This window comes from Litorilituus sediminis, assembly GCF_004295665.1.
GTDB classification, from domain to species: domain Bacteria; phylum Pseudomonadota; class Gammaproteobacteria; order Enterobacterales; family Alteromonadaceae; genus Colwellia; species Colwellia sediminis.
On record NZ_CP034759.1, the window covers coordinates 4132049 to 4154869 of the forward strand.

At 39.0% G+C, this 22821-nt stretch carries 21 protein-coding genes; 7 read left to right on the forward strand and 14 right to left on the reverse strand.

Annotation, left to right across the window (positions count from 1 at the left end):
* Positions 1-20: 20 nt before the first annotated feature.
* The 3 genes from EMK97_RS18310 to EMK97_RS18320 form a co-directional block, all read right to left on the reverse strand.
* Positions 21-446 (reverse strand): hypothetical protein, encoded by a 426-nt coding sequence (locus EMK97_RS18310; protein WP_130604209.1) that lies wholly within the window; start codon positions 444-446, stop codon positions 21-23.
* A 53-nt stretch (positions 447-499) separates the two neighbouring features.
* Positions 500-1003 carry a hypothetical protein gene (locus EMK97_RS18315; protein WP_130604210.1) on the reverse strand — a complete coding sequence of 168 codons (504 nt, stop codon included), beginning with the start codon at positions 1001-1003 and terminating at the stop codon, positions 500-502.
* 160 nt (positions 1004-1163) lie between these two features.
* The gene (locus EMK97_RS18320) at positions 1164-2498 is read right to left on the reverse strand and encodes a sodium-dependent transporter (RefSeq protein ID WP_130604211.1); all 1335 of its coding nucleotides are present in this window, start codon (positions 2496-2498) and stop codon (positions 1164-1166) included.
* Between the two features lie 197 nt (positions 2499-2695).
* On the opposite strand from EMK97_RS18320, the gene EMK97_RS18325 reads away from it, so the two are divergent.
* Positions 2696-3382, forward strand: a complete 687-nt coding sequence (locus EMK97_RS18325; RefSeq protein WP_130604212.1) for an MBL fold metallo-hydrolase — start codon at positions 2696-2698, stop codon at positions 3380-3382.
* A 1-nt stretch (position 3383) separates the two neighbouring features.
* A complete protein-coding gene (locus EMK97_RS18330; protein WP_130604213.1) occupies positions 3384-4208 on the forward strand; it encodes an ion transporter in 825 nt (274 codons plus the stop codon).
* Positions 4209-4278: 70 nt separating this feature from the next.
* Here the strand turns inward: EMK97_RS18330 and pip are convergent, their stop codons facing one another.
* The 3 genes from pip to EMK97_RS18345 all read right to left on the reverse strand — a co-directional run bounded on the left by pip (position 4279) and on the right by EMK97_RS18345 (position 6734).
* Positions 4279-5223 carry a prolyl aminopeptidase gene (gene pip / locus EMK97_RS18335; RefSeq protein ID WP_130604214.1) on the reverse strand — a complete coding sequence of 315 codons (945 nt, stop codon included), beginning with the start codon at positions 5221-5223 and terminating at the stop codon, positions 4279-4281.
* Between the two features lie 99 nt (positions 5224-5322).
* A complete protein-coding gene (gene miaA / locus EMK97_RS18340; protein WP_130604215.1) occupies positions 5323-6267 on the reverse strand; it encodes a tRNA (adenosine(37)-N6)-dimethylallyltransferase MiaA in 945 nt (314 codons plus the stop codon).
* 2 nt (positions 6268-6269) lie between these two features.
* Positions 6270-6734: a YaiI/YqxD family protein gene (locus EMK97_RS18345; RefSeq protein ID WP_130604216.1), complete on the reverse strand. Its 465-nt coding sequence runs from the start codon at positions 6732-6734 to the stop codon at positions 6270-6272.
* Between the two features lie 227 nt (positions 6735-6961).
* On the opposite strand from EMK97_RS18345, the gene EMK97_RS18350 reads away from it, so the two are divergent.
* Together EMK97_RS18350 and EMK97_RS18355 are read left to right on the forward strand one after the other, a co-directional pair.
* The gene (locus EMK97_RS18350; RefSeq protein ID WP_145963113.1) at positions 6962-7810 is read left to right on the forward strand and encodes a hypothetical protein; all 849 of its coding nucleotides are present in this window, start codon (positions 6962-6964) and stop codon (positions 7808-7810) included.
* Between the two features lie 15 nt (positions 7811-7825).
* Positions 7826-8191, forward strand: coding sequence for an MGMT family protein (locus EMK97_RS18355; protein WP_130604218.1), 366 nt, complete (start codon positions 7826-7828; stop codon positions 8189-8191).
* A 208-nt stretch (positions 8192-8399) separates the two neighbouring features.
* Here the strand turns inward: EMK97_RS18355 and EMK97_RS18360 are convergent, their stop codons facing one another.
* The 3 genes from EMK97_RS18360 to tpx form a co-directional block, all read right to left on the reverse strand.
* On the reverse strand, positions 8400-9779 hold the full coding sequence (locus EMK97_RS18360; protein WP_246028832.1) for an FAD-dependent oxidoreductase: 1380 nt from the start codon (positions 9777-9779) through the stop codon (positions 8400-8402).
* Positions 9780-9889: 110 nt separating this feature from the next.
* Entirely contained in the window at positions 9890-10345 is a 456-nt protein-coding gene (locus EMK97_RS18365; protein ID WP_130604219.1) for an Hsp20 family protein, read from the reverse strand.
* A gap of 272 nt (positions 10346-10617) precedes the next feature.
* Positions 10618-11286 carry a thiol peroxidase gene (tpx, locus tag EMK97_RS18370; RefSeq protein WP_130604220.1) on the reverse strand — a complete coding sequence of 223 codons (669 nt, stop codon included), beginning with the start codon at positions 11284-11286 and terminating at the stop codon, positions 10618-10620.
* 237 nt (positions 11287-11523) lie between these two features.
* On the opposite strand from tpx, the gene EMK97_RS18375 reads away from it, so the two are divergent.
* On the forward strand, positions 11524-12675 hold the full coding sequence (locus EMK97_RS18375; protein ID WP_130604221.1) for a response regulator: 1152 nt from the start codon (positions 11524-11526) through the stop codon (positions 12673-12675).
* Between the two features lie 47 nt (positions 12676-12722).
* Positions 12723-13688 (forward strand): GGDEF domain-containing protein, encoded by a 966-nt coding sequence (locus EMK97_RS18380; RefSeq protein WP_130604222.1) that lies wholly within the window; start codon positions 12723-12725, stop codon positions 13686-13688.
* A 17-nt stretch (positions 13689-13705) separates the two neighbouring features.
* On the opposite strand, the gene lnt is transcribed toward EMK97_RS18380, so the two are convergent.
* From lnt to miaB, 5 genes are all read right to left on the reverse strand, one after another.
* Positions 13706-15268, reverse strand: a complete 1563-nt coding sequence (lnt, locus tag EMK97_RS18385; RefSeq protein WP_130604223.1) for an apolipoprotein N-acyltransferase — start codon at positions 15266-15268, stop codon at positions 13706-13708.
* Between the two features lie 15 nt (positions 15269-15283).
* Positions 15284-16162, reverse strand: a complete 879-nt coding sequence (locus EMK97_RS18390) for a CorC family transporter (RefSeq protein ID WP_130604224.1) — start codon at positions 16160-16162, stop codon at positions 15284-15286.
* A 41-nt stretch (positions 16163-16203) separates the two neighbouring features.
* Positions 16204-16668: an rRNA maturation RNase YbeY gene (ybeY, locus tag EMK97_RS18395; protein WP_130604545.1), complete on the reverse strand. Its 465-nt coding sequence runs from the start codon at positions 16666-16668 to the stop codon at positions 16204-16206.
* Entirely contained in the window at positions 16661-17686 is a 1026-nt protein-coding gene (locus tag EMK97_RS18400) for a PhoH family protein (protein ID WP_130604546.1), read from the reverse strand. Before EMK97_RS18400 ends, ybeY begins: the two co-directional genes overlap by 8 nt.
* 115 nt (positions 17687-17801) lie before the next feature.
* The gene (gene miaB, locus EMK97_RS18405; protein ID WP_130604225.1) at positions 17802-19244 is read right to left on the reverse strand and encodes a tRNA (N6-isopentenyl adenosine(37)-C2)-methylthiotransferase MiaB; all 1443 of its coding nucleotides are present in this window, start codon (positions 19242-19244) and stop codon (positions 17802-17804) included.
* Between the two features lie 287 nt (positions 19245-19531).
* Between miaB and EMK97_RS19400 the strand changes: the two genes are divergently transcribed.
* On the forward strand, positions 19532-22741 hold the full coding sequence (locus EMK97_RS19400; RefSeq protein WP_130604226.1) for an EAL domain-containing protein: 3210 nt from the start codon (positions 19532-19534) through the stop codon (positions 22739-22741).
* The last annotated feature ends 80 nt before the right edge of the window (positions 22742-22821 follow it).

The following is a 22821-nucleotide window of genomic DNA, read 5'->3' on the forward strand; positions in this document are numbered from 1 at the left end:
GTCTGGCCTGATTATTTAACTTAGTCAGCTAATATTTCATCGACTAACCAGATGTTGCCTTGTTTAATTACATTGACCCTTCTGACATCTTTATACACTCTGTCATTTCTGGGTCCGGTAAGCATAACGGTAATCGTGGCTTGCTCATTGTAATTATCAATCACCTGGATAGCAGATTTTTGTGTTGCTATGGTGACGGAGTCAAAGGATAGCTGTAATAATCGTCTGGAGAAATTACTCAGCGTGCGATATTTTTTAATTTTTTGTTGTAGTTTTATCGAGCTAACCGCGAGCACTTTATTAAGATCTTTTTGATTGTAAATTGCGTCAAAGAATATCACGACCACATCGACTTCTTTAGCCGTTTTATCTTCTTCTGGGGAGCAGCCACTTAAGATAAACATTGAGAAAATCAGCAGGAATAGTCGGCTAAAAAAATTTGGCATATATTTCATCGTCATCACGGTATAAATTGTAATTATAGCAGTATTGCTCTTAGCTATTTGTTTGGCGTCGCTTGCTTTAACCAGATAACAAACTCATCAACAGTTAAGGCAAGTATTTCATGCTTTTTATTTGACATGTATTTGCACTGCTCTTTTATTAACTTAAGATAGTCTTTCTCATCATCTAAACAGCCTTTATTGATGTCAGTTCTGGTATCAACATGTATCACTAAAATACTGCGCTTGGTGTGTAGATGACCTTTGCGTACTGCCCAAGAGATAAGGGCTGGAAAAGCAAACCATTTTTCTCTGACGCTACTACCGCCAACACCCCATTCATATTTTAGTTCAATGGTTGTGCTAAGCGCTGGAATTTCCAGTGCAAATGTGCCAAATGTAGATGTCCAAGGTTTGACACATTTAGGATGAGTGATAACGTCCCAGCCAGCAGCAGTGATCAGGTCATGCATATATGCTAGAAATTCTTTATCAACCTCGTGCGCAGATTTTATTAATGATGCTTCATCTTCTGCTAATGGTCTAAGTAAGTTGCCCATGAGTTATCGCATGTGGTTTAGCGTACTTCAAAGTATTGCTCATCAAAGGCGGTAGCGCAAAGCGTAGTGACACTAATTTTACCGCCAATAATGATTATATGCGGGGCAAACTTTTTCGGAAAAGCTTAGCGTTTAATGACTATAGTGCGATAAGGCATTGTTAAAAAGCGACATTAATAAATACGATAATTAATAATATCGGACAAATATAGCGTAGGTAAAAACCAAGCAACTTTAAGCTAGGGTTAGCTTGTAGTCTTGCCATATCGGTAAGTTGATTACCCCTTTGCCATAACCAGCCCACCACGACAAAGTAAAATAATGACATTAACGGTTGTAATATCGTTGTTAATAGCTGAATAACTAATCCGAACAGTACATCAAAGTAAGCTACTAATAACATACTCGCAATTAAGACGGCTAACGACATTAACCATGTTGCCTTGTGACGAGAAATGCCTTTTTCTTCCACCATGTAAGCTACGGGAATTTCAGTTGAAGAGATAGTTGAAGTTAGTGCTGCAATTGACAATAAAGCAAAGAAAGCGAAAGAAACCAAAATGCCCATAGTGCCCATAGATGAAAATAACTCAGGTAAGATTTGGAAAATTAGTTGACCTTCACCGATTAATTTACCGTCAGCAAAAACTTGCTGGCCTGCATGTTGAGCAACAAACAGTGCGGGAATGATTAATAAGCCGGCAATAAAAGCAATGCAAGTATCAAGCGCTGCAATTGATACGACCAGTTTACCTATGTTTTGCTCTTTTTTAATGTATGAGCCGTAGACCATCATAGAGCCAACCCCAATAGCGAGTGAGAAAAAGGCTTGCCCCATGGCTGAAATAATCAGCTTGGGGTTAGTTACTTGGCTAAAATCTGGAATAAGGTATAGGTTAAGACCCTTTGTTGCACCATCTTGCTGTAAAATAAATATAATTAAGCCAATAAGCATTATTAATAACAAAGGCATGAGACGCGTTGACCAGCGCTCTATACCGCTACTAACGCCTTGGTGGATAATACCCGCCGTTAATAAGATAAAAATGGGGGTGAAAATTACATTGCGTAGCGTACTGGAGGTAGATAGCCACTGTGAAAGCTCGACAAAACCAAACAGTTGCATGAGAGCTGCGAGAGAGTGGGCTAGCATCCAACCAGCCACGATGGTGTAAAAGCTTAGCATCATTAACGCGCCTACTAAGCCAATAATGCCGGCATTCTCCCCAGTTTTAGCAAAGCGTTTGCCACAAGCTTGTTTTAATGCGGCAACAGGGTTTTTTTGCATTTGATTGCCAATGTAGACTTCGGCATAAAGTGCAGGTAAAGCCAAAATAGCGGTTACGATTAAATACACCAATAAAAATGCACCACCACCATTATTAGCCGCTTGGGTTGGAAAACCCCAAATATTGCCTAATCCTATAGCAGCGCCAGCTGCTGCTAAAACAAAACCAAGGCGAGATTGAAACGAGTCACGTGAAGAAGCTGTCATTAAATTGCATATAATTATTAGTATTCGTTAATGCAAAGCTTAACGATTTAACGCCTTTAGGGAAAGCACTAATCTTTTCTTAGCTAATTTCACTCGCTTTTAACAAACATTTACTGACAAATTGTCGTTTATCTTGTGATTTGTCTTTTGGTATAATTGCGGGTAATTGTCCTGAAAAAGCTAAAAGTATTAAAACTATGTCAGATGTAAACGCAACAGCGAGTAAGCTTAATTTTGAAATTATTCCGGTAACCCCCTTTGAACAAAACTGTACTTTGTTTTGGTGTCAACAGACCAAACAAGCCGCTGTGGTTGATCCAGGTGGTGATATTGACAAAATTATCGCCGCTATCGATAGGTTAGGTTTAACACTAGAGAAAGTGTTGATTACACATGCACATATTGATCATGCTGGGGCTACACATGCTTTAGCAAGTCATTACGGTGTTGAGATTGAAGGGCCACATAAAGAAGATCAATTTTGGATTGATATGCTTGAAGAGCAAAAACAACGTTTTGGCGGTGCTTTCGCTTACGCTAAGAAGTTCTCTTCAAATCGTTTTTTACAACAAGGTGATACGGTTTCTTTTGGTAATATCACCTTAGAAGTTTACTTTTGTCCGGGTCATACGCCAGGTCATGTGATTTTTTTCCATCGCGATTCTAAGCTTGCGCAAGTGGGTGATGTACTTTTTGCCGGTTCCATTGGTCGAACAGATTTTCCACGAGGCGATCACGCAACCTTAATCAGTTCTATTCGCAATAATTTGTTTTTACTTGGCGACGATGTCCGTTTTATTCCAGGTCATGGTCCTATGAGTACTTTTGGTCAAGAAAAACGTACCAACCCATTTGTGGGTGATGCGGCGGTAGGTCAGCGTTAATATGGAAAGATTGGTTATACGAGCGCAACGTCGCTTAAAAGTAGTTGATAGTAGTAAGCTTTTTCAAGGCATAGTGATTGCCGTTATTATTTTATCAGCTTTGCTAATAGGTGCGAAAACACATAATTTATCTGCTAATACCATTGCGGTGTTAGCGATACTTGATGTCGCAGTAACGGTATTTTTTGCGGTAGAAATTACCATTCGCTACTTGGCCTTTCCTGAGAAGAAAAAGTTCTTTCACAGTGGCTGGAATGTTTTCGATACCGTGATTGTTATTGGGAGTTTAATACCAACAGGTGGCACAGGGGTACTTTTAGCAAGGCTTCTGAGGGTGTTTAGGGTATTGCGTTTAGTTTCTATGGTACCTGAGCTAAGGCTACTTATTAATGCATTGCTAAAAGCTATTCCTCGCATGGGCTATATTGCCTTATTGATGTTCGTCATTTTTTATATTTACGCGGCAATTGGCAGCATGCTTTATCACCAAATCAACGAAGTGTTATGGGGTGATGTCTCTATTTCTATGTTGACCTTGTTTAGGGTCGCAACCTTTGAGGATTGGACCGATGTTATGTATGAAACCATGGCGGTTTATCCCATCAGTTGGATTTATTATTTATCCTTTATCTTCTTAACAGCATTTGTTTTTCTCAATATGATGGTTGGTACCGTATTAGAAGTGATGGGGCAAGAGCATGAGAAGTTTCGCGCTGAGCAACATGGTGAAACGGGTGATGGTGGCGAGCCAGCCAGTCGAGCACAAATTGAAAGGCTTGAGGCAGAGTTAGCAGAAATTAAGGCGCTGCTAAAAGCGAAAAGCTAGTAGCTTTATAGCTAACAAAGCAAAGGCGATTAACTTGTGGTTAATCGCCTTTTTATTTACCTATATTGGTTTACTTGATTGCAGCTTTGGTTGCGGCAATTAAGTGATGCTTAGTGTTTGGCTCAATCGATGCGTGACCTGATGCTTCACTAACGATTAATTTAGAGTTTGGCAGCGCCTTATGTAGCAAGAAAGCATTATCAAATGGGCACACGATATCGTATCTACCATGAACTATGGTGGTTGGAATATCTTTAATCTTATCGCAATTTGCGAGAATTTGATTATCAGATAAGAAACAGTCATTGATCATAAAGTGCGCTTCATGACGCGCTAATGTCCATGCGGCTTCATCACCCGTTGCGGCATCGACAAAGTCTTGATTCGGTATTAAGGTACAACAACGAATTTCCCAAATACTCCAGGCTTTAGCAACTTTCAAGGCGAGCGCTTTATCATCACCTGTCATAATGTCATAGGCTGCTTTAACGTTAGCTTGCCCTGTACCTTCTGGTAGTTCATTTAAGTATTCTTGCCAGAAATCAGGGAAAATGCGCGTTGCACCACCGCCAGAAAATGCCCAGTTAGTATCTTCAGGGCGACCTAAAAAGATGCCACGTAAGATTAAGCCTTCAACACGGCTAGGGTGTGTTTGTGCATAAACAAGGGATAAGGTTGAACCCCAAGAGCCACCAAATACATGCCAAGTGTCGATATTCAATTTCGTGCGGATTTTTTCTATATCTTCAACTAACAATTTAGTTTCATTATTTTCTAAACAGCCATGAGGTAGTGAACGGCCACAACCTCGCTGATCAAATAAAACGATACGGTATTTTTCAGGATCGAAAAAGCGTCTGTCGTTAGTTGAACAGCCGCCACCAGGACCACCGTGGATAAACAAGATAGCTTGGCCGTTAGGGTTACCGCATTCTTCAACATAAATTTCGTGCTGCTGATCAACACTGAGTAAAAAGTGATTGTACGGCTCTATTTCAGGATAAAATTCATTCATATCAGTATATCTTGTATTTTGTATAATATTTGATGGGCAATGATGTTGCTAATCATTGCTTATGTCAATGGCGATTGAATTATTACTTAGTCGTTAATGTTAAAAGTTATATTCTTTTAACACCTGATAAGCATGCTGTGTTGGATTATCACTACCATCAAGCCAGTGGACTTTGTCACCACGTCTTTCGATACGGCGAAACCAAGTATCTTGGCGTTTTGCGTATTTATGAATTGCTATGTTGAGTTTTTCGAACATATCGTCATAACTGATTTGCTTACGTAGATACTGGCTAACAAAACGGTATTCTAAGCCAAAAAACTCTAACTTTTCATGGCTTAAGCCTTGCGCGTGCAGTTGTTCAACCTCAGCAATCATGCCTTGTTCTAGGCGCTCTTTTAACCTAGCAGTAATACGTTGTCTGAGTATTTTTCTATCCCAGCTTATACCTAAATAAATAGGGCTAATAGTAGGTTTTTCAGCTAATTGTTTGTTGTTATTGTTGTTATTGCTGTTATTTTTGTTGCCATTATTGATTTTGTTATCTTGAGCTATCTCGATGGCTCGATATAAGCGTGGCCTAACGGTTATGTCAGTTGTTGCAAATGCTGCTGAGTCTAACTGCTTGAGTAGGGCTTGTACTTCGGCAAGGGGGAGTTTATCAAACTCGTCTCTTTGTGCTGTATTTTTATCTACTTGTTGAAAGTCATAGCCCGTGGTCACCGCGTCGATATATAAACCGGTGCCGCCTACTAAAACGGCTAACTTTTCTCGATTTTGTAACTCAGTAAAGCAGGTGTAAAAGTCTTGTTGGTATTGAAAGGCATTGTATTCTTGCGTTGGCTCAACAATATCAATTAAGTGATATGGTGTATTTCCGTATTCGTGCAGATCTTTACCTGAGCCTATGTCTAAGCCTTTATATACTTGCCGAGAATCGGCAGAGATAATTTCACCATTGAAGTGGTTGGCAAGCTCTATACCTAAACGTGTTTTGCCTGATGCGGTAGCGCCAAATACAACCACTAAGTTTTTATTTTGCATGATCAGTTACGCGCTCTAGCTTGTATATATCGGGTAATAATGGCATCTAAATGATTGGCAAACGTTTGGCGATCACTTTGGCTCAGCGCTGCCGGACCGCCTGTATTTACACCACTGGCTCTCATGGTATCCATAAAATCACGAATATTAAGCCGAGTTTTTATATTCTCTTTGGTGTACAACTCGCCACGAGGACTAAGTGCCTGAGCTGATTTATCTATCACGTCACTAGCCAGAGGAATATCACTGGTGATCACTAAATCGCCTGCATTTACGCGTTTTGCAATTTCATCATCGGCAACATCAAAGCCTGAGCTTACTTGCATAAAGCTAATAAACTTGGAAGGAGGCACACGCATTGCGTGATTTGCAACTAAGGTTGTGCTTATTTCACGATTATTAGCCGCTTTAAATAGTATTTCTTTGATAACCGTTGGACAGGCGTCAGCGTCAACCCAAATTTTCATACATGTGCTTTGAACTTTGTAACTTGTGTGTATTATTTTACCCGATGATAAGCTGGCTTTATAGGGCTTAGTGATTAAACAATAGGAAATGTGTAACTTTCGAGCTATTATCAGAGTAAGTTCATTCTGGAGTAAATAAGTGGATGCTAAAACCTTATAGTTACGCTGTGCTATTAATTATCATGTTTGCGTTAATTAATAGTTCACACAGTAAGGCTACACAAAGCTTGATTTGGCTTACTGATGATAAAAAGGATTTAGTTGATTTAAAAAGCTCAGATAACATTTCAATTGGAACTGATACCACTAAGCTAGTATTAAGTGCATTAACAGATTACGACATTAACATTCAGCTTGTGCAATTACCACGGGCAAAAATGCTAATGAAGTCAATGGATAACCTATGCATGTCTAATCGGGTAAAAACCAAACAGCGGCTTAAAGATAATATCTTTAGTTTGCCTGTTAATGTTTTTCCTAGTCTTCGCCTTTATTACCTAGCAGATAATGAGAATATCTTTACTGATAATTCCCTTAAGGCACTTTTGAATGAGCAGGGTGAATTAAAATCTTTAGCGCATATTTTTAACCACTATCCGAATGCTATTTTAGCTACGACTAAAGGTCGCTCATTTGGTGAAGTACTTGATAAGCAAATTCAACAAGTGCCAAGTGATAATATCTTGCAAAGAGCTGGTGATGGTCGCTATCAGGCTATGATGCATATGCTTTTTAAAGGGAGAGTTGATTTTATTATTGATTTTCCCGTTGAAATAAAGCGAGAACTCGACGCCTATGGCAAACCCATTAGCTTGGCATCTTTGCCAATGGCTGATACGCCTGACTATGTTGTTGGTCATATCGCATGTAGTAAGAGTGATTTAGGTGAAAAAGTAGTACAGCAAGTTAATAGCAGATTATTAGCTCTATATCAGCAGGCGGAATTTTTTTATGCTCATAGTAGGTACTTAGCAGAGGCTGACTTAGCTAACTTTGCTCAATATTATATGGATGTTTTTCAAAGCCCTATACCAAATGGCGTCAGTGAAGCTGTACTTGCGATTAGTAATGAATAATAAAGGGAGGGATTTTTGAGCGCAGAAAACGTAAATCAAAAATATCAGCAAATCTGGCAAACAGTGCAATGTATTCCTTTTGGTAAAGTGGCAAGTTATGGTCAAGTGGCAGACTTAGCAGGTTTACCGGGTCGGGCAAGGTTAGTTGGCAAAGCGTTAGGCAAAGTACCTAATGGTGTTTGGCAAGGGCAGTCAGTGCCTTGGTTTAGGGTTATTAATTCACAAGGGAAAATATCATTTGCCCAAGGTAGTGATGCCTTTGAAAAACAAAGGAAACTTTTACAAGATGAGCAAGTGGTGGTTTTACATGGTCGAGTTAAGCTAAAAGAGTTTCAATGGCAGCCTGATATAACTGAGTTACTTCACAAGTTAAGTTACTAGCGACAACCTAGGTAACCTGAGCTCGGCTTAATAAATAGCTCTCTAGCGGCTACTTTAACTTACTTCGGCGTTAAATTTACTTGCAATAGGCTGGCTATTGACGCGAAATTTGCCTTGAATTAAGGCAAATTATCAAGCTAGAGAGGTCATATGCAGACTAACTATCGATATTTCAAACGGTTAACTTATCTCTTAAACCGAGTTCAGCTTAGGTAATTTTTTCAACTAACTGTTTTAACTTGTTATAGACAAACTCTTGCTGCCAGCACTCACTTATATTGGGGATGCACATAATTTCATCCATCATTCTTTTTTGTTGTTCACCAATTTTTCTTGCTTGCTGGTAGGGAATATCAGCTGAAAAACTCACCATGGTATAAAGGGGTTGCCACAAATCTGGGTATAGTGAATGAAACTTATCTTCTATTTTTTTGCGTAAAAGGAACTCTTCTTTACTTGCTTGTTGGCATATTTCTTCAAAGTGGCTTATCGCCAGTTTACTGATAGCATCGGCGTTGACTTTTCTTTGCGCCTGGTAGGCCGGTAGTATTTTTTGCCAGTCGTGCTGGTGTTGCTCTATTAAAGCTGATAACTCTCGACAGTCTTCAAAGCTGCAATTTAAACCCTGACCATAAAAGGGCACCATGGCATGAGCGGCATCGCCAATCAAAGCGATTTTATTATTAAATACCCAAGGGTTAACGCTAACTAAAAAGAGTGGATTTTCAGGCTTGTTGAGTATATTTTCCACAGGATTATCAAGTAAGGGAAAAACATCGGCAAAGTTTTCTTGTAAAAAACTATTAATGACTTCTGCCGAGTTTAAAGATTGAAACGAAGGATTGCCTTGATGTTGTAAAAACAAGGTACAGGTAAAGCTGCCATCTAGATTAGGCAGGGCGATCAACATAAACTTATCTCTTGGCCAAATGTGCAGGGCATGTTTATCAAGTTGATGTTTGCCTTGAGCGTCTGCTGGAATAGTTAGCTCAATATAACTTTGCTCCATATAGTTTTGTGAGTAGCTAAATCGAGGCGTTTCTTGAGCAAGTCGCCTAACTTTTGAGTAGGCTCCATCGGCAGCAAACAGAAGATCTGCCTCAATTTCTCTTTGCTGATAGGGCCTTTCTTGTTGATTGATAAAAGAGGCGCAGCTGGTATTAAAATCTAAATGATGTAGCCTTTGTTCAAAGTGAATATTGACTCTTTGCTCTTGCTCGGCATGGCTTAATAGGCATTCGTTGAGTTGATTGCGAGAGATTGACCACAGCGCCTGTTTGTTATTGCCATAATTTTGTGACTTTAATTCCCCATTAACGGTATGAATAAGACGTTTATAAAGTGGAATCGCAAGTGATTTAACCTCTTGCTCTAAGTCGAGCTCTTTTAGCGCCGACCATGCTCTATCTGAGAGGACTAAATTGATAGACTTACCTAAGTAAGCTTTTTGTTTTCTTAAATCGGCACGTGACTCAAATAGGTTCACTTCATAGTTTGCCCGAGCAAGTATAATCGCTAGTGTGCTACCAACAGGTCCTGCACCAGCAATGGTAATTTTTGCTTTTGGATCCGTAGACGTTATGCTCAAGCGGTAACCTTATGTATTGGCCGAAATAGAAAGTTATTTAACCGCAACAAAAAAGCCCAGTCAAATGACTGGGCAAAAACAAAAGGAGAAACAGGGAAATAGTTGCTTAGTTAACTTTTATCAGCATTTAATAAGCTTTTACCATTGATTGCTATTTTTCGAGGTTTTAATGCCTCTGGGATTTCTCTTTCTAAATCAACGTGTAATAAACCATTTTCCATAAAAGCGCCAATAACTTTCACATGCTCGCCTAATTGAAACTTACGTTCGAAGTTTCGCTCTGCAATGCCTTGATGAAGGAATTTTCGCTCTTTTTCTGAGTTGTTAGCTACTTTGCTACCAACGATAATCAATGTGTTGTCTTTCGACTCTATTTCTAAGTCTTGCTCGGCAAAACCAGCAACAGCCATAGTAATTCGGTATTGATCTTCAGCAAGTAATTCAATGTTGTATGGAGGATAAGAAGGTTGCTTATCTGCTCGTGATGCTTTGTCAATTAAACCAGCTAAGTGATCAAAGCCAATAAAAGAACGGTAAAGTGGACTGAAGTCTGTAGATGTACGCATAATAAATATCCTAAATAATTAGCAATAAAAAAATTACTGATGATAAAGGTTAAGGTTCACTACCATAAAAATTAAGCGGCAGCTGTATACCTATTACCGACTTATTGTCGCCTAATAGCATACTGAACAATAGATTTATCAACAGTAAATTGCCTTTCACAATGAACAGGCAAACGTTAATTGTAGCCCCATATGGCGACTACAATTATAAAGATGGGGTGGGGAAAATTGTTTTCAAGTAAAAAATGAAAATAATTTTTAAGTGACTGAAATTAAAGCGTGTTATTGTCAGCTTCTGGCTTTTCTTCTGCAGGTGTTGGCTCGACAACTAAAACGGGTGCAATGTTTTTTACTTCAGCAAGTGCTTTATCATAGTCAGGATGTTGTGAGATATTTTCAACAAGCTCTTTATAAGCGACTTTTCCCTGACTATCGATAATAAAAATAGCGCGGGTTAATAAGCCCATATCTTTAATTAATAGGCCGTATTTAGCACCAAAATCTCGCCATACTGAGTCAGAAAGTACTTTAATATTTTCTACTTTTTCTGCCTTACAAAAGCGTTTTTGTGCAAAGGGTAAATCATTACTAATTGTTAGTATGGTGATGTTTTCAGGAAGCTTAGCTGATTCTTCATTAAAGCGTTTGGTTTGTAATGAACATACGCCAGTATCTAAACTGGGTACCACTGAGATCAGCACGGTTTGCTCGGTAAAGTCAGTTAATGCTATCGGGGCAAAGTTTTTATCAACCACTTTAAAGTTTGGCGCTTTCTCGCCAATGTTGACTTGCGTGCCTAGCAAGGTGACATATTTATCACCCGCTTTAACCAAGTTTTGTGTGGCATCAAGTGTTTCTGCTGTAAAAGTCTGCGCTGCTGCTTGGCTAGCCCAGAAGCTAACAGTTAAAAATAAAGCTGAGATTGAGGTAGATAATTTCATGGTTAGTTGAAATAATTAAACTATAGGTAGCAAGAGTTTAACGTGTTCATTGCATTAATTCCATGATTGTAACTTTTAGCTATTGTTTTTTATTTTTAATACTCTAAGGTTAGCTATATAGCTTGGGTTAATTCAGCATTATAGTGCTGCTCCCTTGTTAGGTTATTTATCGCAAAGAGCCGCTTGGTTTTTTCACTCGATTGTTAGTTCGTCGTTTATTGAGGGTCTGTTTTATTTATGTCTACTAAGTTACTGATTTGTGATGACTCTAATATGGCGCGTAAACAGGTAGCGCGTTCGCTGCCTGATGGCTGGGATGTCGATGTTAGCTTTGCCAATAATGGTATAGAGGGGATTGCCGCCATTAAAGCGGGCAAAGGTGATGTGCTATTACTTGATTTAAACATGCCAGAAATGGATGGTTATCAGGTGCTTGAAACTATTCTTAAAGAAGACTTGCCGACACTGACTATCGTTATATCAGGAGATATTCAACCTGAAGCTCATCAGCGTGTTACCAGTATGGGGGCACTCGATTTTATTCAAAAACCAGTTAATAAAGAAACTTTAACGCAAGTACTGCTTTCTTACGGTGTCTTTACTCAAGATGAGCAAGGTCAGGCTGAGGCCGCTAATAGTGAGTCTAGCAAGCCAAGTGTTGAACAAAGTAAAGTTGAAGTTGCCACAAGCAAGCCTGATAAAGTCGTGACAAGCTCACCGGCAGCAGAAAAGGTTGTTGCTACGCCTGCGCCGATAGTTATCGAAGAGCTAGAAGATGATAAGCCTGAAGTGAGCTTGTCTTCAGATATGCGCGATTGTTATCAAGAAATTGCTAATGTCGCTATGGGGCGAGCAGGTGATTTACTGGCGCGTTTACTGAATGTTTTTGTGCAATTGCCTATTCCTAATGTGAATTTTATTGAAGTTAGTGAATTAAGCATGGCATTAAAAGATGTTGAAGTGAATGAGAGTACTTCGGGTATTTGCCAAGGTTTTATTAGCTCAGGTATTTCTGGTGAGGCCTTGTTGATCTTAAATGATTCTAGCTTTAAAGATGTTGCCTCTTTGATGAACTATCAATATGACGCACAAATGGGCACTGAATTAGAGCTACTAATGGATTTGGCAAATGTGTTAATAGGTGCATGTTTAAAAGGCGTTTCAGAGCAGTTAGATATTCAATTTAGTCAAGGTCATCCTGAAGTTCTGGGTCAACATAGGAAAATTTCTGAGTTGATTGCTAACAATGCCAATAAATGGAAAAAAACCTTAGCAATAGAAATTAGTTATAGTATTGAAAATTACCCTATAAAGTGTGATTTACTTTTATTATTTACTGAAAAGTCGATGATAACGCTAAATAACAAGCTATCTTATCTGCTTGATTAATTGGCCTATCATAATAGCGTTAGTTTATGGGGTTACGGGATTAAATCATGACATTAGAGTCGTCGCAATTAAATGAATTACACTGGTTGATGGAGATGTTGCATAACATTGATGTTGGCTTAGTTGTGCTTGATAAAGATTATAAGATTCAAATATTTAATGGCTTTATGGAAAATCATTCTGGTTTGTTACCCAGAGAAGTAAAAGGACAACTATTGTTCGACTTGTTTGATGAGATCCCACAAGATTGGTTTAAACGCAAAGCAGAGTCGGTTTTCTTATTAAAAAACAAAGCATTCACAATTTGGGAACAAAGACCTTATCTATTCAAATTTGAAAGTTATAGACCAGTAACGGGTAGTGCTGAGTTTATGTATCAAAATACCACGTTTATTCCGCTATTGTCGGCATCTGGTGAGGTTACGCATTTATGTTTACTGGTTTATGATGTAACCGATACGGCTATTCATAAGCAAAGTTTAGAGTTGGCTAACCAAGAACTTGCGGTGTTAAGTCAAACAGATGGCTTAACTAAGCTATTTAATCGTAATCATTGGGAGCATTGTTTACAGGCTGAATATAAGCGCTGGAGTCGAAGTCACCACGCTAGCTCTTTAGTGATGCTAGATATAGATCATTTTAAAAATGTTAATGATAGCTACGGCCATATGGTGGGCGATGAGGTGATTCGTCACTTATCTGATTTAATTCGCTCTCATGTACGAGAAACTGATGTCTCTGGTCGTTACGGTGGTGAAGAGTTTGCCATATTGCTTTCTGATACTGATTTATCAAACGCTAAGATTTTTGCTGAGCGTTTACGTAAGGAAGTTGCAAGTTCAGTTGTTAAGCATAATGATATTGATATTCAATACACTATCAGTATCGGTATCGCGGAAGTCGAGAAAACTCTCAGTAATTATGAAGCTTGGATTGAATGTGCTGATGCAGCTTTGTACCGCGCAAAAGAAGGCGGTCGAAATCAAGTGTGCTTATACCCTAAGCAAACTTGATTTACTTAACTAAAAACTTAATTTAATTGTCTAGCGCTAATGCCTTTAATGATCATTAAAGGCATTAGTATCATTAGCGATAAAATCAGCTGAGGCCATTGGCTATAAGGCGTCTTTCCTGTCACTATGTCTAATTGAGCTTTTAATACTGCCTGTTCAAATTGTGGAATAATTCCTGTTACCTGTCCGAAATGATCAACGACCGCAGTGATACCTGTATTTGTTGAGCGAAGTAAAGGGCGACCAAATTCTAGTGCGCGCATTCTTGCTATATCTAAATGTTGGTGTGGGCCATGTGAATCACCAAACCAAGCATCATTACTTACGGTAAGTAATATATCAGTATTGTCAGTTAAGTTAGCCGCTAGTTGATGTGGAAAGGCTATTTCGAAGCAAATTAAAGGCAAAATTGCTAAGCCATTTGCTTGAAGGTTAGCCTGTACATAATCTCCACGAGAAAAAGATGACATCGGCAGGTTAAAAAACGGCGCTAAAGGCCTTAACCACGCTTGAAAGGGGACAAACTCACCAATAGGCAACAGATGGTTTTTATAATAGCGATTATTGTGATTGTAATAATAGCCTTGTTCATTGTTTGAAGAAGTGTTTCCTAGGGTAATGAGTGCGTTAAAATACTCTTTTGTTTCAAAGTTATAGTTAATTATACCTGTGATAATCGTACTGTTATTTAGTATGGCTGAGCTATTTACTGTGCTTAAATAGTCTTGCACGGTTGGCTCTAAAGCAGGTATTGCTGATTCAGGCCAAATAATTAAATCGGCATCATAGTTTACTCGAGTTAAATCGAGGTACTTAAGCATAGTGGGCCATTCATTTTCAGGTTGCCACTTCATTGATTGCTCTATATTGCCTTGAATAAGCGCTGTTTTTAGCTTCTCTCCTGTTGCGGTTACCCAAGTCGTTTTAGCAAACACGAATGTTGCGATACCTATGGTCATAAGCACGAGTGTAGAGGGGATAATATTACTAGCAACATTTGCTTCTATTTTTACTCTATTGGCGCTAATAATGAGATAAAGCGAAATATTAATCAGCAGAATAATCGCGGTAATACCAACTTCACCAATCACAGGCGCAAAGTGTGCAAGTGGACTATCAATTTGGCTATAGCCAAGCGATAACCAAGGAAAGCCTGTTAAAACCACAGAGCGTAAATATTCTGAGAGTAACCAAAATGAAGGCAGCAACCAGAGTTTATTATTTGAGTTTGAGAAACGCTGAGTTAAGTAACAGGCTAATGCTGGGAAAAGCGCTAAATAAAGGCAAAGCAATAGCATCAGCAGCAGTGAAATAGCTAACGGCAAGCCGCCAAACTGATCAATACTGACATGAACCCAGCTAATACCGCTAGCAAACCAGCCAAAAGCAAAAATAAAGCCGTACTTAAACGCTTCTTTATTGCTTTTGGCGCGATAAAGGCAGTGCACTAGCCCTAAAGGTAAACATAAGGCGAGCCACCAAAGTGAAAAAGGCGCATATGCCAAGACTAAACTAAAGCCTGAAATAAAACATAACCAGTTAGCTTTATTAATAAAGGCGTCTTTAACTGCATTAATCATTGGGGAACTTATCAGTTAGTCACTAATTTTGCCGTTAATTTCATGGTCTTTAGCAACGGTAACCTGTAACATTTGCATGCGTCTGCTATCTGCGTTAATTACCTTAAATTCAAAGTGATCTAAGGTAATTTGCTCACCCTTTTTCGGCATATGATTAAATTCATGCAAGACAATACCGCCAATGGTATCGGCATCTTCAGGGTTGAAATCACTATTGAAAAACTCATTGAAGTCAGCGAGTTCAGTTAAGGCTCTCACTAAGTAAACGCTACCAGCCAAATGTTTGATATCTTCTTCGATATCATCATCGGTTTCATCTTCAATTTCACCAACAATTTGCTCTAAAATATCTTCAATGGTAACAACGCCAGAAACGCCGCCGTATTCATCTACGACTAATGCCATATGATAGCGATTTGAGCGAAATTCTTTTAATAGCGGCTCTAACTTTTTACTTTCAGGAACAATAATGGCTGGTCTAATAATATCTTTTAGGCTTAATTCTTCATCATTGGCATTAAAACCAAAGGCTAAAAGGTCTTTAGCAAGTAAAATACCATCAACGTGATCAATATCTTCATTGACGACAGGAAATCGTGAATGACCGGACTCTAATATAATAGGTAAGAATTGTTCAAGACTTTGGTTTCTATCTATGGTGACCATTTGTGAGCGTGGGATCATGATTTCGCGCACTCGCATTTCAGAAACCTCTAGCACACCTTCGATCATCTGCTTAGTATCTGGATTAATGAGCTCTCTTTCTTGAGCATCGAGTAATACTTCAACTAATTCATCTTTATTTTTCGGCTCTGGCGTAAATACTTGAATGATTTTATTCAAGATAGATTTATTGGCAGCGCCGTTAGTAGAGTGGGGATTGTCTTCGCTCATAGAGCTTCAATATTTCCTGTATTGTTAATAAATATGCTGAGTTATTGCGGCAAATAAGGGTTATTTATGCCTAATTTCGCCAAAATTGCAATCTCTAATGATTCCATTTCTTCAGCTTCTGTGTCACTTATATGATCAAAGCCAACTAAATGCAAGCATCCATGAGTAACCATATGCGCCCAATGATCAAATAAGGCTTTGTTTTGGTTTTTTGCTTCATCAGCAACCACTTGGCTACATATGACTAAATCACCTAGTAAATTGAGTTCAATACCTTCTGGTACTTCAAAAGGAAAAGAAAGTACGTTGGTTGGTTTATCTTTATCTCGATACTGGGCGTTTAACTGTTGGCTTTCATTGCTATCAACAACTCTGATGGTTAGCTCAAATGCTTTATCTGAGCTAGCCACGTGAGTTAAAGCGGTATCAACCCATAATTGAAAGTCTTGCGCTGACGGCAATGGGCTAAATTCACTAGCAATTTGAATATCAAGGGTATTATGCATCGCCTTGCTCTTCTTGATCATTCTCTTTTGCTTTGTTTTCTTTTTGTTCCGCTTTTCTTGCTTGTTCTTTTTGCTGTTTGATGCGATTTATTTTTTGATCAAAGCGATCATAGGCTTCAACAATACGTGCAACTACAGGGTGACGAACCACATCTTTAGATTGGAAGAAGTTAAAGCTGATGCCATCAATATCTTGCAGTACTTCAATGGCATGACGTAAACCGGATGATTGATGACGTGGTAAGTCCACTTGGGTGATATCGCCCGTGATTACCGCACGTGAATTAAAGCCAATACGTGTTAAGAACATTTTCATTTGCTCTACTGTGGTATTTTGGCTTTCATCAAGAATAACAAAAGCATCATTAAGGGTTCTACCACGCATATAGGCAAGCGGAGCAATTTCAATGACATTGCGCTCAATTAATTTTTCAACCTTTTCAAAGCCTAGCATTTCAAATAGGGCATCGTATAAAGGTCTAAGATAAGGATCTATCTTTTGTGATAGGTCACCTGGAAGAAAGCCAAGTTTTTCGCCGGCTTCAACCGCAGGTCTTGTTAATAAAATTCGGCGAATTTCTTGTCGCTCAAGGGCATCAACTGCACAAGCAACCGCTAGGTATGTTTTACCAGTACCCGCAACGCCAATGCCAAAGCTAATATCATTCGTTAAGATATTTTGCACATAAGCTTGTTGGTTGCCATTACGAGGCTTTACCGTACCGCGTTTGGTTTTAATGGTCATCATTTCTTGGTATTTAGCGTCGAGATCATTGCTGGCAGTGCTTTGTTCGTCATCTTGTTCAAGCACTTTGGCATCAAGTATCGCTAAATGCACCATTTCTGGTGTTACAGGCTTGCTTTGACCTTTAACTTCTTGGGTCTCAATATAAAGATCTTTAAGCAACTTAATTACGGCCAGACAGTTTAGCTCGTTGCCGACAATAGTAAAGTGGTGGCCTCGATAGCTTATTTCTACGCCTAAACGACGCTCAATGGTCTTTAGGTTGTCATCCATTGGGCCGGCTAAATTTGCCTGTCGGTAATTATCGACAGGCAAAAGTTCAAATTGATGCTTACTAGCTGATTGAGTCAATGTGGTTAATACCTTTATGTTTTGTTCGCTTTACGCATTAAGGCGTAAATGTACCAACACCTAAATCATCTAAATGACTAGGCTTACTTTGGTGATGATTGTTGGCTAAAATGTCAGCAGGAGAGTGAGCAATACGCAAACCCATTTCACTTTCTTGGCGGACTAATTCACCGCGAAGTGAATTTGAGTAGACGTCGGTAATTTTTACATCAACAAATTGACCAATTGTGCTGTGTGGACCAACAAAGTTAACGATACGGTTATTTTCTGTACGTCCTCTAAGCTCCATTGGATTTTTCTTTGATGGACCTTCTACCAAGATACGTTGCTCTGTATTGAGCATTTGACGGGCAATACGTAATGCTTGTTGGCTGATTCTATCTTGTAAGATTTGTAAACGCTGCTTTTTAACTTCATCGCTAATGTCATCAGGTAAATCTGCTGCTGGTGTACCTGGGCGCGCACTGTAGATAAAGCTAAAGCTTAAATCAAAATCTACTGCTTTAATTAAGTCCATTGTCGCTGTGAAGTCTTCATCGGTTTCACCTGGGAAGCCGACGATAAAGTCTGATGACATGCAAAGCTCTGGGCGTACCTTCTTAAGTTTACGAATTTGTGATTTATATTCTAGCGCCGTATGACCACGCTTCATTTGCATTAATATTCTATCAGCACCACTTTGTACTGGTAGGTGCAGATGATTTACCAGCTCTGGCACATCAGCGTAGGCATCAATAATATCGTCGGTAAATTCAACCGGGTGAGAAGTGGTGTAACGTATACGGTCAATGCCGTCTATGGTTGCCACTAAGCGAATCAGATCTGCAAAACGACAGATGCTGCCATCATGCATTTCACCACGATAAGCGTTTACGTTCTGTCCAAGTAAGTTAACTTCACGTACGCCTTGCTCTGCAAGTTGGGCAATTTCATAGAGTACATCATCAAGAGGGCGGCTCACTTCTTCACCGCGTGTGTAAGGGACAACGCAGAAGGTACAATATTTACTACAACCTTCCATAATCGAGACAAACGCCGTTGCACCTTCCGCTACTGGCTCAGGTAAACGGTCAAATTTTTCAATTTCAGGAAAGCTAACATCAACAATTGGGCTGCTTGAGCGTTGTAGCTGGTTTAGCATTTCAGGCAAACGGTGTAAGGTTTGCGGGCCAAAGACCATGTCAACGAAAGGAGCACGCTGGCGAATGGCATCACCTTCTTGTGATGCGACACAGCCACCAACACCAATTAATAAATCTGGCTTAGTGTCTTTTAATGTTTTCCAGCGACCTAATTGATGAAAAACTTTCTCTTGCGCTTTTTCACGGATAGAGCAAGTGTTCAGTAGAATAACGTCAGCATCCTCAGCTTCTTCAGCAAGGGAATAACCGTGAGTTGAATCTAATAATTCTGCTATCTTTTGCGAGTCATACTCGTTCATTTGACAGCCCCAGGTTTTGATATATAGCTTTTTACTCATTTACTTCTACTCTTGGCTTATGCGCTAAATTACACTATTTTCACGATGGCTCAGATGAAAAAATCGTCTCTGGCCAATAAATGGAGGCGTATTTTATACCAATTTAAAGCTGATATCGAATTTATCGATAAACTTATTTATGAAACTAGTTTGTGTGAACCTTTAATCCGTTCTGGACATTAACGCTAACTTGATATTAAACAAATTTGTTTTTAGGCCTTGGTGCTAGTATCTGGGGGATTCTGCTTTTTTTATTACTATGGACTTGTCTTGGAAGCATCGAAAAGATGAACTTAAAACACTTTTGTGGCTTAAATATTAGTACTAGCTTGCGCGTATTTCTTTTAGTGCCTTGGTTGGTCATACTTTATTTTGGCTGTGTGCAAATTCATCATTACTCGAGTGAGATTCAACAGGCAAGGCAGGCGAGTTTATCGCTAGATATTTCTTTGCAGATAGAGCAACTGATTCATGAACTGCAAAAAGAGCGCGGTTTAACCGAAGGCTTTTTAGCAAATAATAGTGAAAGTTACCTCGCGGTTTTAATCAAGCAGCGTAATAAAACAGATAAACAGTTGTTACGTTTTCAGCAGCTTAAGGCGTTGTTTTTCACGAGTGAAATTCCGCTGGCTAGCATTGCCAGCCATCAAGTCATTAAGTCGGTCTATCAAGATGCAATAACAAGTTCAGACAATATTGTAAGTCAAAGGAAAAGCGTTGATTTACTTCTAGGTCGAAACTATTTTTATTTTTACTCAGATTTTATCGACCAACTAATTCGTTTGATTTCTCAAGTTCAGGTCGGTTTTCAAGAGATTGAGCAGAGCCGTTTTAGTTTAGATTTTATTAACTTTATTCGTTTGCAAGAAATATCAGGGCAAGAGCGAGGCTTTTTAAATGGTATTTTAAATGCTGAGCAAACTATTGTTAGTCAATTACAGCAGGTGATTTCTTACGGGCAATTACAAGACAAATTAATTGCAGATTTATTTTCCCTCTCAAGTGGCCATCATCAAGATAAGTTAAAAGAGCACTTGGCATCACCCGTCAATACTCAAGTGTTTACAGTAAGACAGCGCATTTATCAAAAATTGATGAGAGAAGAATATATTTATAAGCTTGAACATGAGCTGGGTTACGGCGGCTTAATTCACCACTTCAAAAACTATATTATTCGAGGCGAGCCACATTACTTAAATTTATTTGAGCAGCGTTATCAGATGGCGCAACATATTTTGAGTGCATTTCATAAGTTAGATGATTTATCAGCACAGGAAACCCTCGCGCTAACACAACTAGAGCAAACCTTTGCAGCTTATCGCAGTCAATTGGCTTTGGCAAAGTCATTAAAAGCACAAGGAGTGGAAATTGAACTGATTGATGAACAAGTTAGGATTGACGACAGTGATGCCGTAAATGCTATTGGCACTTTACATCAATACGGCTTAAATATTGATGATAAATTGTGGTGGCAGATAAGCTCAGAGCGAATCGCTTTATTTCGCGAAATCAGTGATTCTATCGGCGATGAAATGCAAAGTTTAGCCAGAAAGCAAGAATCAAGCGCTAGGTTAAACTTAGTTATCTATCTTAGTTTGTTTGCTGTTATTTTCATTTGTGCCCTGTATTTATCTTTTTCTGTTGTAAAGCGCATTATTCAGAAAATTAAGTCCATTGCTGATGCCATGAAGCAAATGCAAATAGACCACAAGTTTAATCAACCTCTTGCTGTGCAAGGTAAAGATGAAATAGCTGAAATGGCGGCGGCATTTAACCAGATGTTAGCTGAACGGATTAAGTCTGAAGGGGAATTAAAAATCTCTGCTGCGGTATTTAAATATGCCTCAGAAGCGATAATGATCACCAATGAAAACAATGAAATAGAAACAGTAAACCCGGCTTTTTGTGCTATTAGTGGTTATAGCGCTGACGAGGTGATAGGTCAAAATCCTAATATTCTTAACTCAGGTAAACATACCGCTAGCTTTTACCAAGCTATGTGGCAAGAGTTAGAGCAAAATAATTGTTGGCAAGGTGAGATTTGGAATAAACGGAAAAATGGCGAAATTTACCCTGAATTTTTAGCCATTAGCGTGGTAAAGGATAGCCATAATAAGCCTATTCAGTACATTAGCCTGTTCTCTGATATTACTAAACATAAAAAGTATGAAGAAGATATTTGGCTACAAGCAAATTATGATTCACTCACTGGCTTGCCTAACCGTAAGCTTTGCTTAGAGCGCTTACATCATGAAGTAAATAAAAATCAATATCATAGCGGTCACTTAGCTTTGCTTTTTATTGATTTAGACCGCTTTAAAAACGTTAATGATACTTGGGGACACAATAGCGGTGATGAATTACTTAAGTTAGCGGCTATACGTATAAGACAGTGCCTTAGAGAGACAGATACCGTTGCCCGTTTTGGCGGCGATGAATTTGTTGTGATTTTAGCTGGAACAGCCAATCGCTTTGATATTGAGCGCATAACCAAGAATATTCTAAGAAGCTTATCTGCACCATTTCATTTATCTAATGATATTGACAGTGGTGGTAATGAAGCGGTTGTTTCAGCCAGTATTGGTATTACCATCGCACCTACTGACGGTTATGAAGTTGAGCTGCTACTTAAAAATGCCGATACTGCTATGTACCAAGCGAAGGAGTCAGGTAGAAACGCTTATAAATTCTTCACTGCCAGTATGAATAAAACCGTTACCGCGCGTATGAAGGTTGAGCTTGCGCTGAGAAGGGCGGTAAAAAATAACGAGTTTGTTCTACATTATCAGCCGGTCGTATCGCTTAAATCTGGAAATATAGTGGGCGCTGAAGCACTTATTCGCTGGCAGCATCCAACAGACGGTTTGGTATACCCTGATAGTTTTATTGCTATTGCTGAAGAGACAGGTTTGATTGAGACCATTGGTCAATGGGTGGTTATGCAAGCATGTAAAGATTTGAAAAATTGGCATAACCAAGGGTTAAAATTAAATGTTGCCGTGAATGTTTCTAGTAGGCAATGTAAGCAAACCAGTGCCACACCGATAGCTGAAGTCATTGAGACAGCACTGGCAGAGAATGACATTCAGCCGAATCATTTAAAAGTTGAGATCACCGAGAGTTTATTAATGGATAATTCCAAGGAAATGATTTCAACCTTACAAAAAATCCGCTCGCTTGGTGTTGCTATTCATATGGATGACTTTGGTACTGGCTATTCTTCGTTAAGTTATTTAAAACATTTCCCTATTGATGTTTTGAAAATTGATCGCTCTTTTATTGAAGGAGCAATAGATGATAAGACTGATGCAAGTTTAGTAGAGGCCGTTGTTCTTATTGGTCACAGTTTAAACTTAAAGCTTGTGGGCGAGGGCATAGAAACGCAACAACATTTTGATTATTTGCAATCTTTAGGTTGCGATTATGGTCAAGGTTATCATATATCTAAACCTATTCCGGCTCAGGCATTTATCGAGCTTTGTTTAAATAAGCGCTAACTTATTTTTAGTAAAATTTCTCAGGCAAGTCATGAATGCATGGGGTAGAATGTTGGCAATGTAAATTGCTTAGTGAACAA

What these genes read in the sequence shown, in the direction of transcription:
- EMK97_RS18320 (WP_130604211.1), bottom strand. Translation starts at nt 2,498, where the DNA reads ATGACAGCTTCTTCACGTGACTCGTTTCAATCTCGCCTTGGTTTTGTT.
- EMK97_RS18330 (WP_130604213.1), top strand. Translation starts at nt 3,384, where the DNA reads ATGGAAAGATTGGTTATACGAGCGCAACGTCGCTTAAAAGTAGTTGAT.
- pip (WP_130604214.1), bottom strand. Translation starts at nt 5,223, where the DNA reads ATGAATGAATTTTATCCTGAAATAGAGCCGTACAATCACTTTTTACTC.
- EMK97_RS18345 (WP_130604216.1), bottom strand. Translation starts at nt 6,734, where the DNA reads ATGAAAATTTGGGTTGACGCTGACGCCTGTCCAACGGTTATCAAAGAA.
- EMK97_RS18380 (WP_130604222.1), top strand. Translation starts at nt 12,723, where the DNA reads ATGACATTAGAGTCGTCGCAATTAAATGAATTACACTGGTTGATGGAG.
- EMK97_RS18375 (WP_130604221.1), top strand. Translation starts at nt 11,524, where the DNA reads ATGTCTACTAAGTTACTGATTTGTGATGACTCTAATATGGCGCGTAAA.
- EMK97_RS18390 (WP_130604224.1), bottom strand. Translation starts at nt 16,162, where the DNA reads ATGAGCGAAGACAATCCCCACTCTACTAACGGCGCTGCCAATAAATCT.
- tpx (WP_130604220.1), bottom strand. Translation starts at nt 11,286, where the DNA reads ATGAAATTATCTACCTCAATCTCAGCTTTATTTTTAACTGTTAGCTTC.
- ybeY (WP_130604545.1), bottom strand. Translation starts at nt 16,668, where the DNA reads ATGCATAATACCCTTGATATTCAAATTGCTAGTGAATTTAGCCCATTG.
- EMK97_RS18315 (WP_130604210.1), bottom strand. Translation starts at nt 1,003, where the DNA reads ATGGGCAACTTACTTAGACCATTAGCAGAAGATGAAGCATCATTAATA.
- EMK97_RS18310 (WP_130604209.1), bottom strand. Translation starts at nt 446, where the DNA reads ATGCCAAATTTTTTTAGCCGACTATTCCTGCTGATTTTCTCAATGTTT.
- EMK97_RS18400 (WP_130604546.1), bottom strand. Translation starts at nt 17,686, where the DNA reads ATGGATGACAACCTAAAGACCATTGAGCGTCGTTTAGGCGTAGAAATA.
- miaA (WP_130604215.1), bottom strand. Translation starts at nt 6,267, where the DNA reads ATGCAAAATAAAAACTTAGTGGTTGTATTTGGCGCTACCGCATCAGGC.
- EMK97_RS19400 (WP_130604226.1), top strand. Translation starts at nt 19,532, where the DNA reads ATGAACTTAAAACACTTTTGTGGCTTAAATATTAGTACTAGCTTGCGC.
- EMK97_RS18325 (WP_130604212.1), top strand. Translation starts at nt 2,696, where the DNA reads ATGTCAGATGTAAACGCAACAGCGAGTAAGCTTAATTTTGAAATTATT.
- lnt (WP_130604223.1), bottom strand. Translation starts at nt 15,268, where the DNA reads ATGATTAATGCAGTTAAAGACGCCTTTATTAATAAAGCTAACTGGTTA.
- EMK97_RS18365 (WP_130604219.1), bottom strand. Translation starts at nt 10,345, where the DNA reads ATGCGTACATCTACAGACTTCAGTCCACTTTACCGTTCTTTTATTGGC.
- miaB (WP_130604225.1), bottom strand. Translation starts at nt 19,244, where the DNA reads ATGAGTAAAAAGCTATATATCAAAACCTGGGGCTGTCAAATGAACGAG.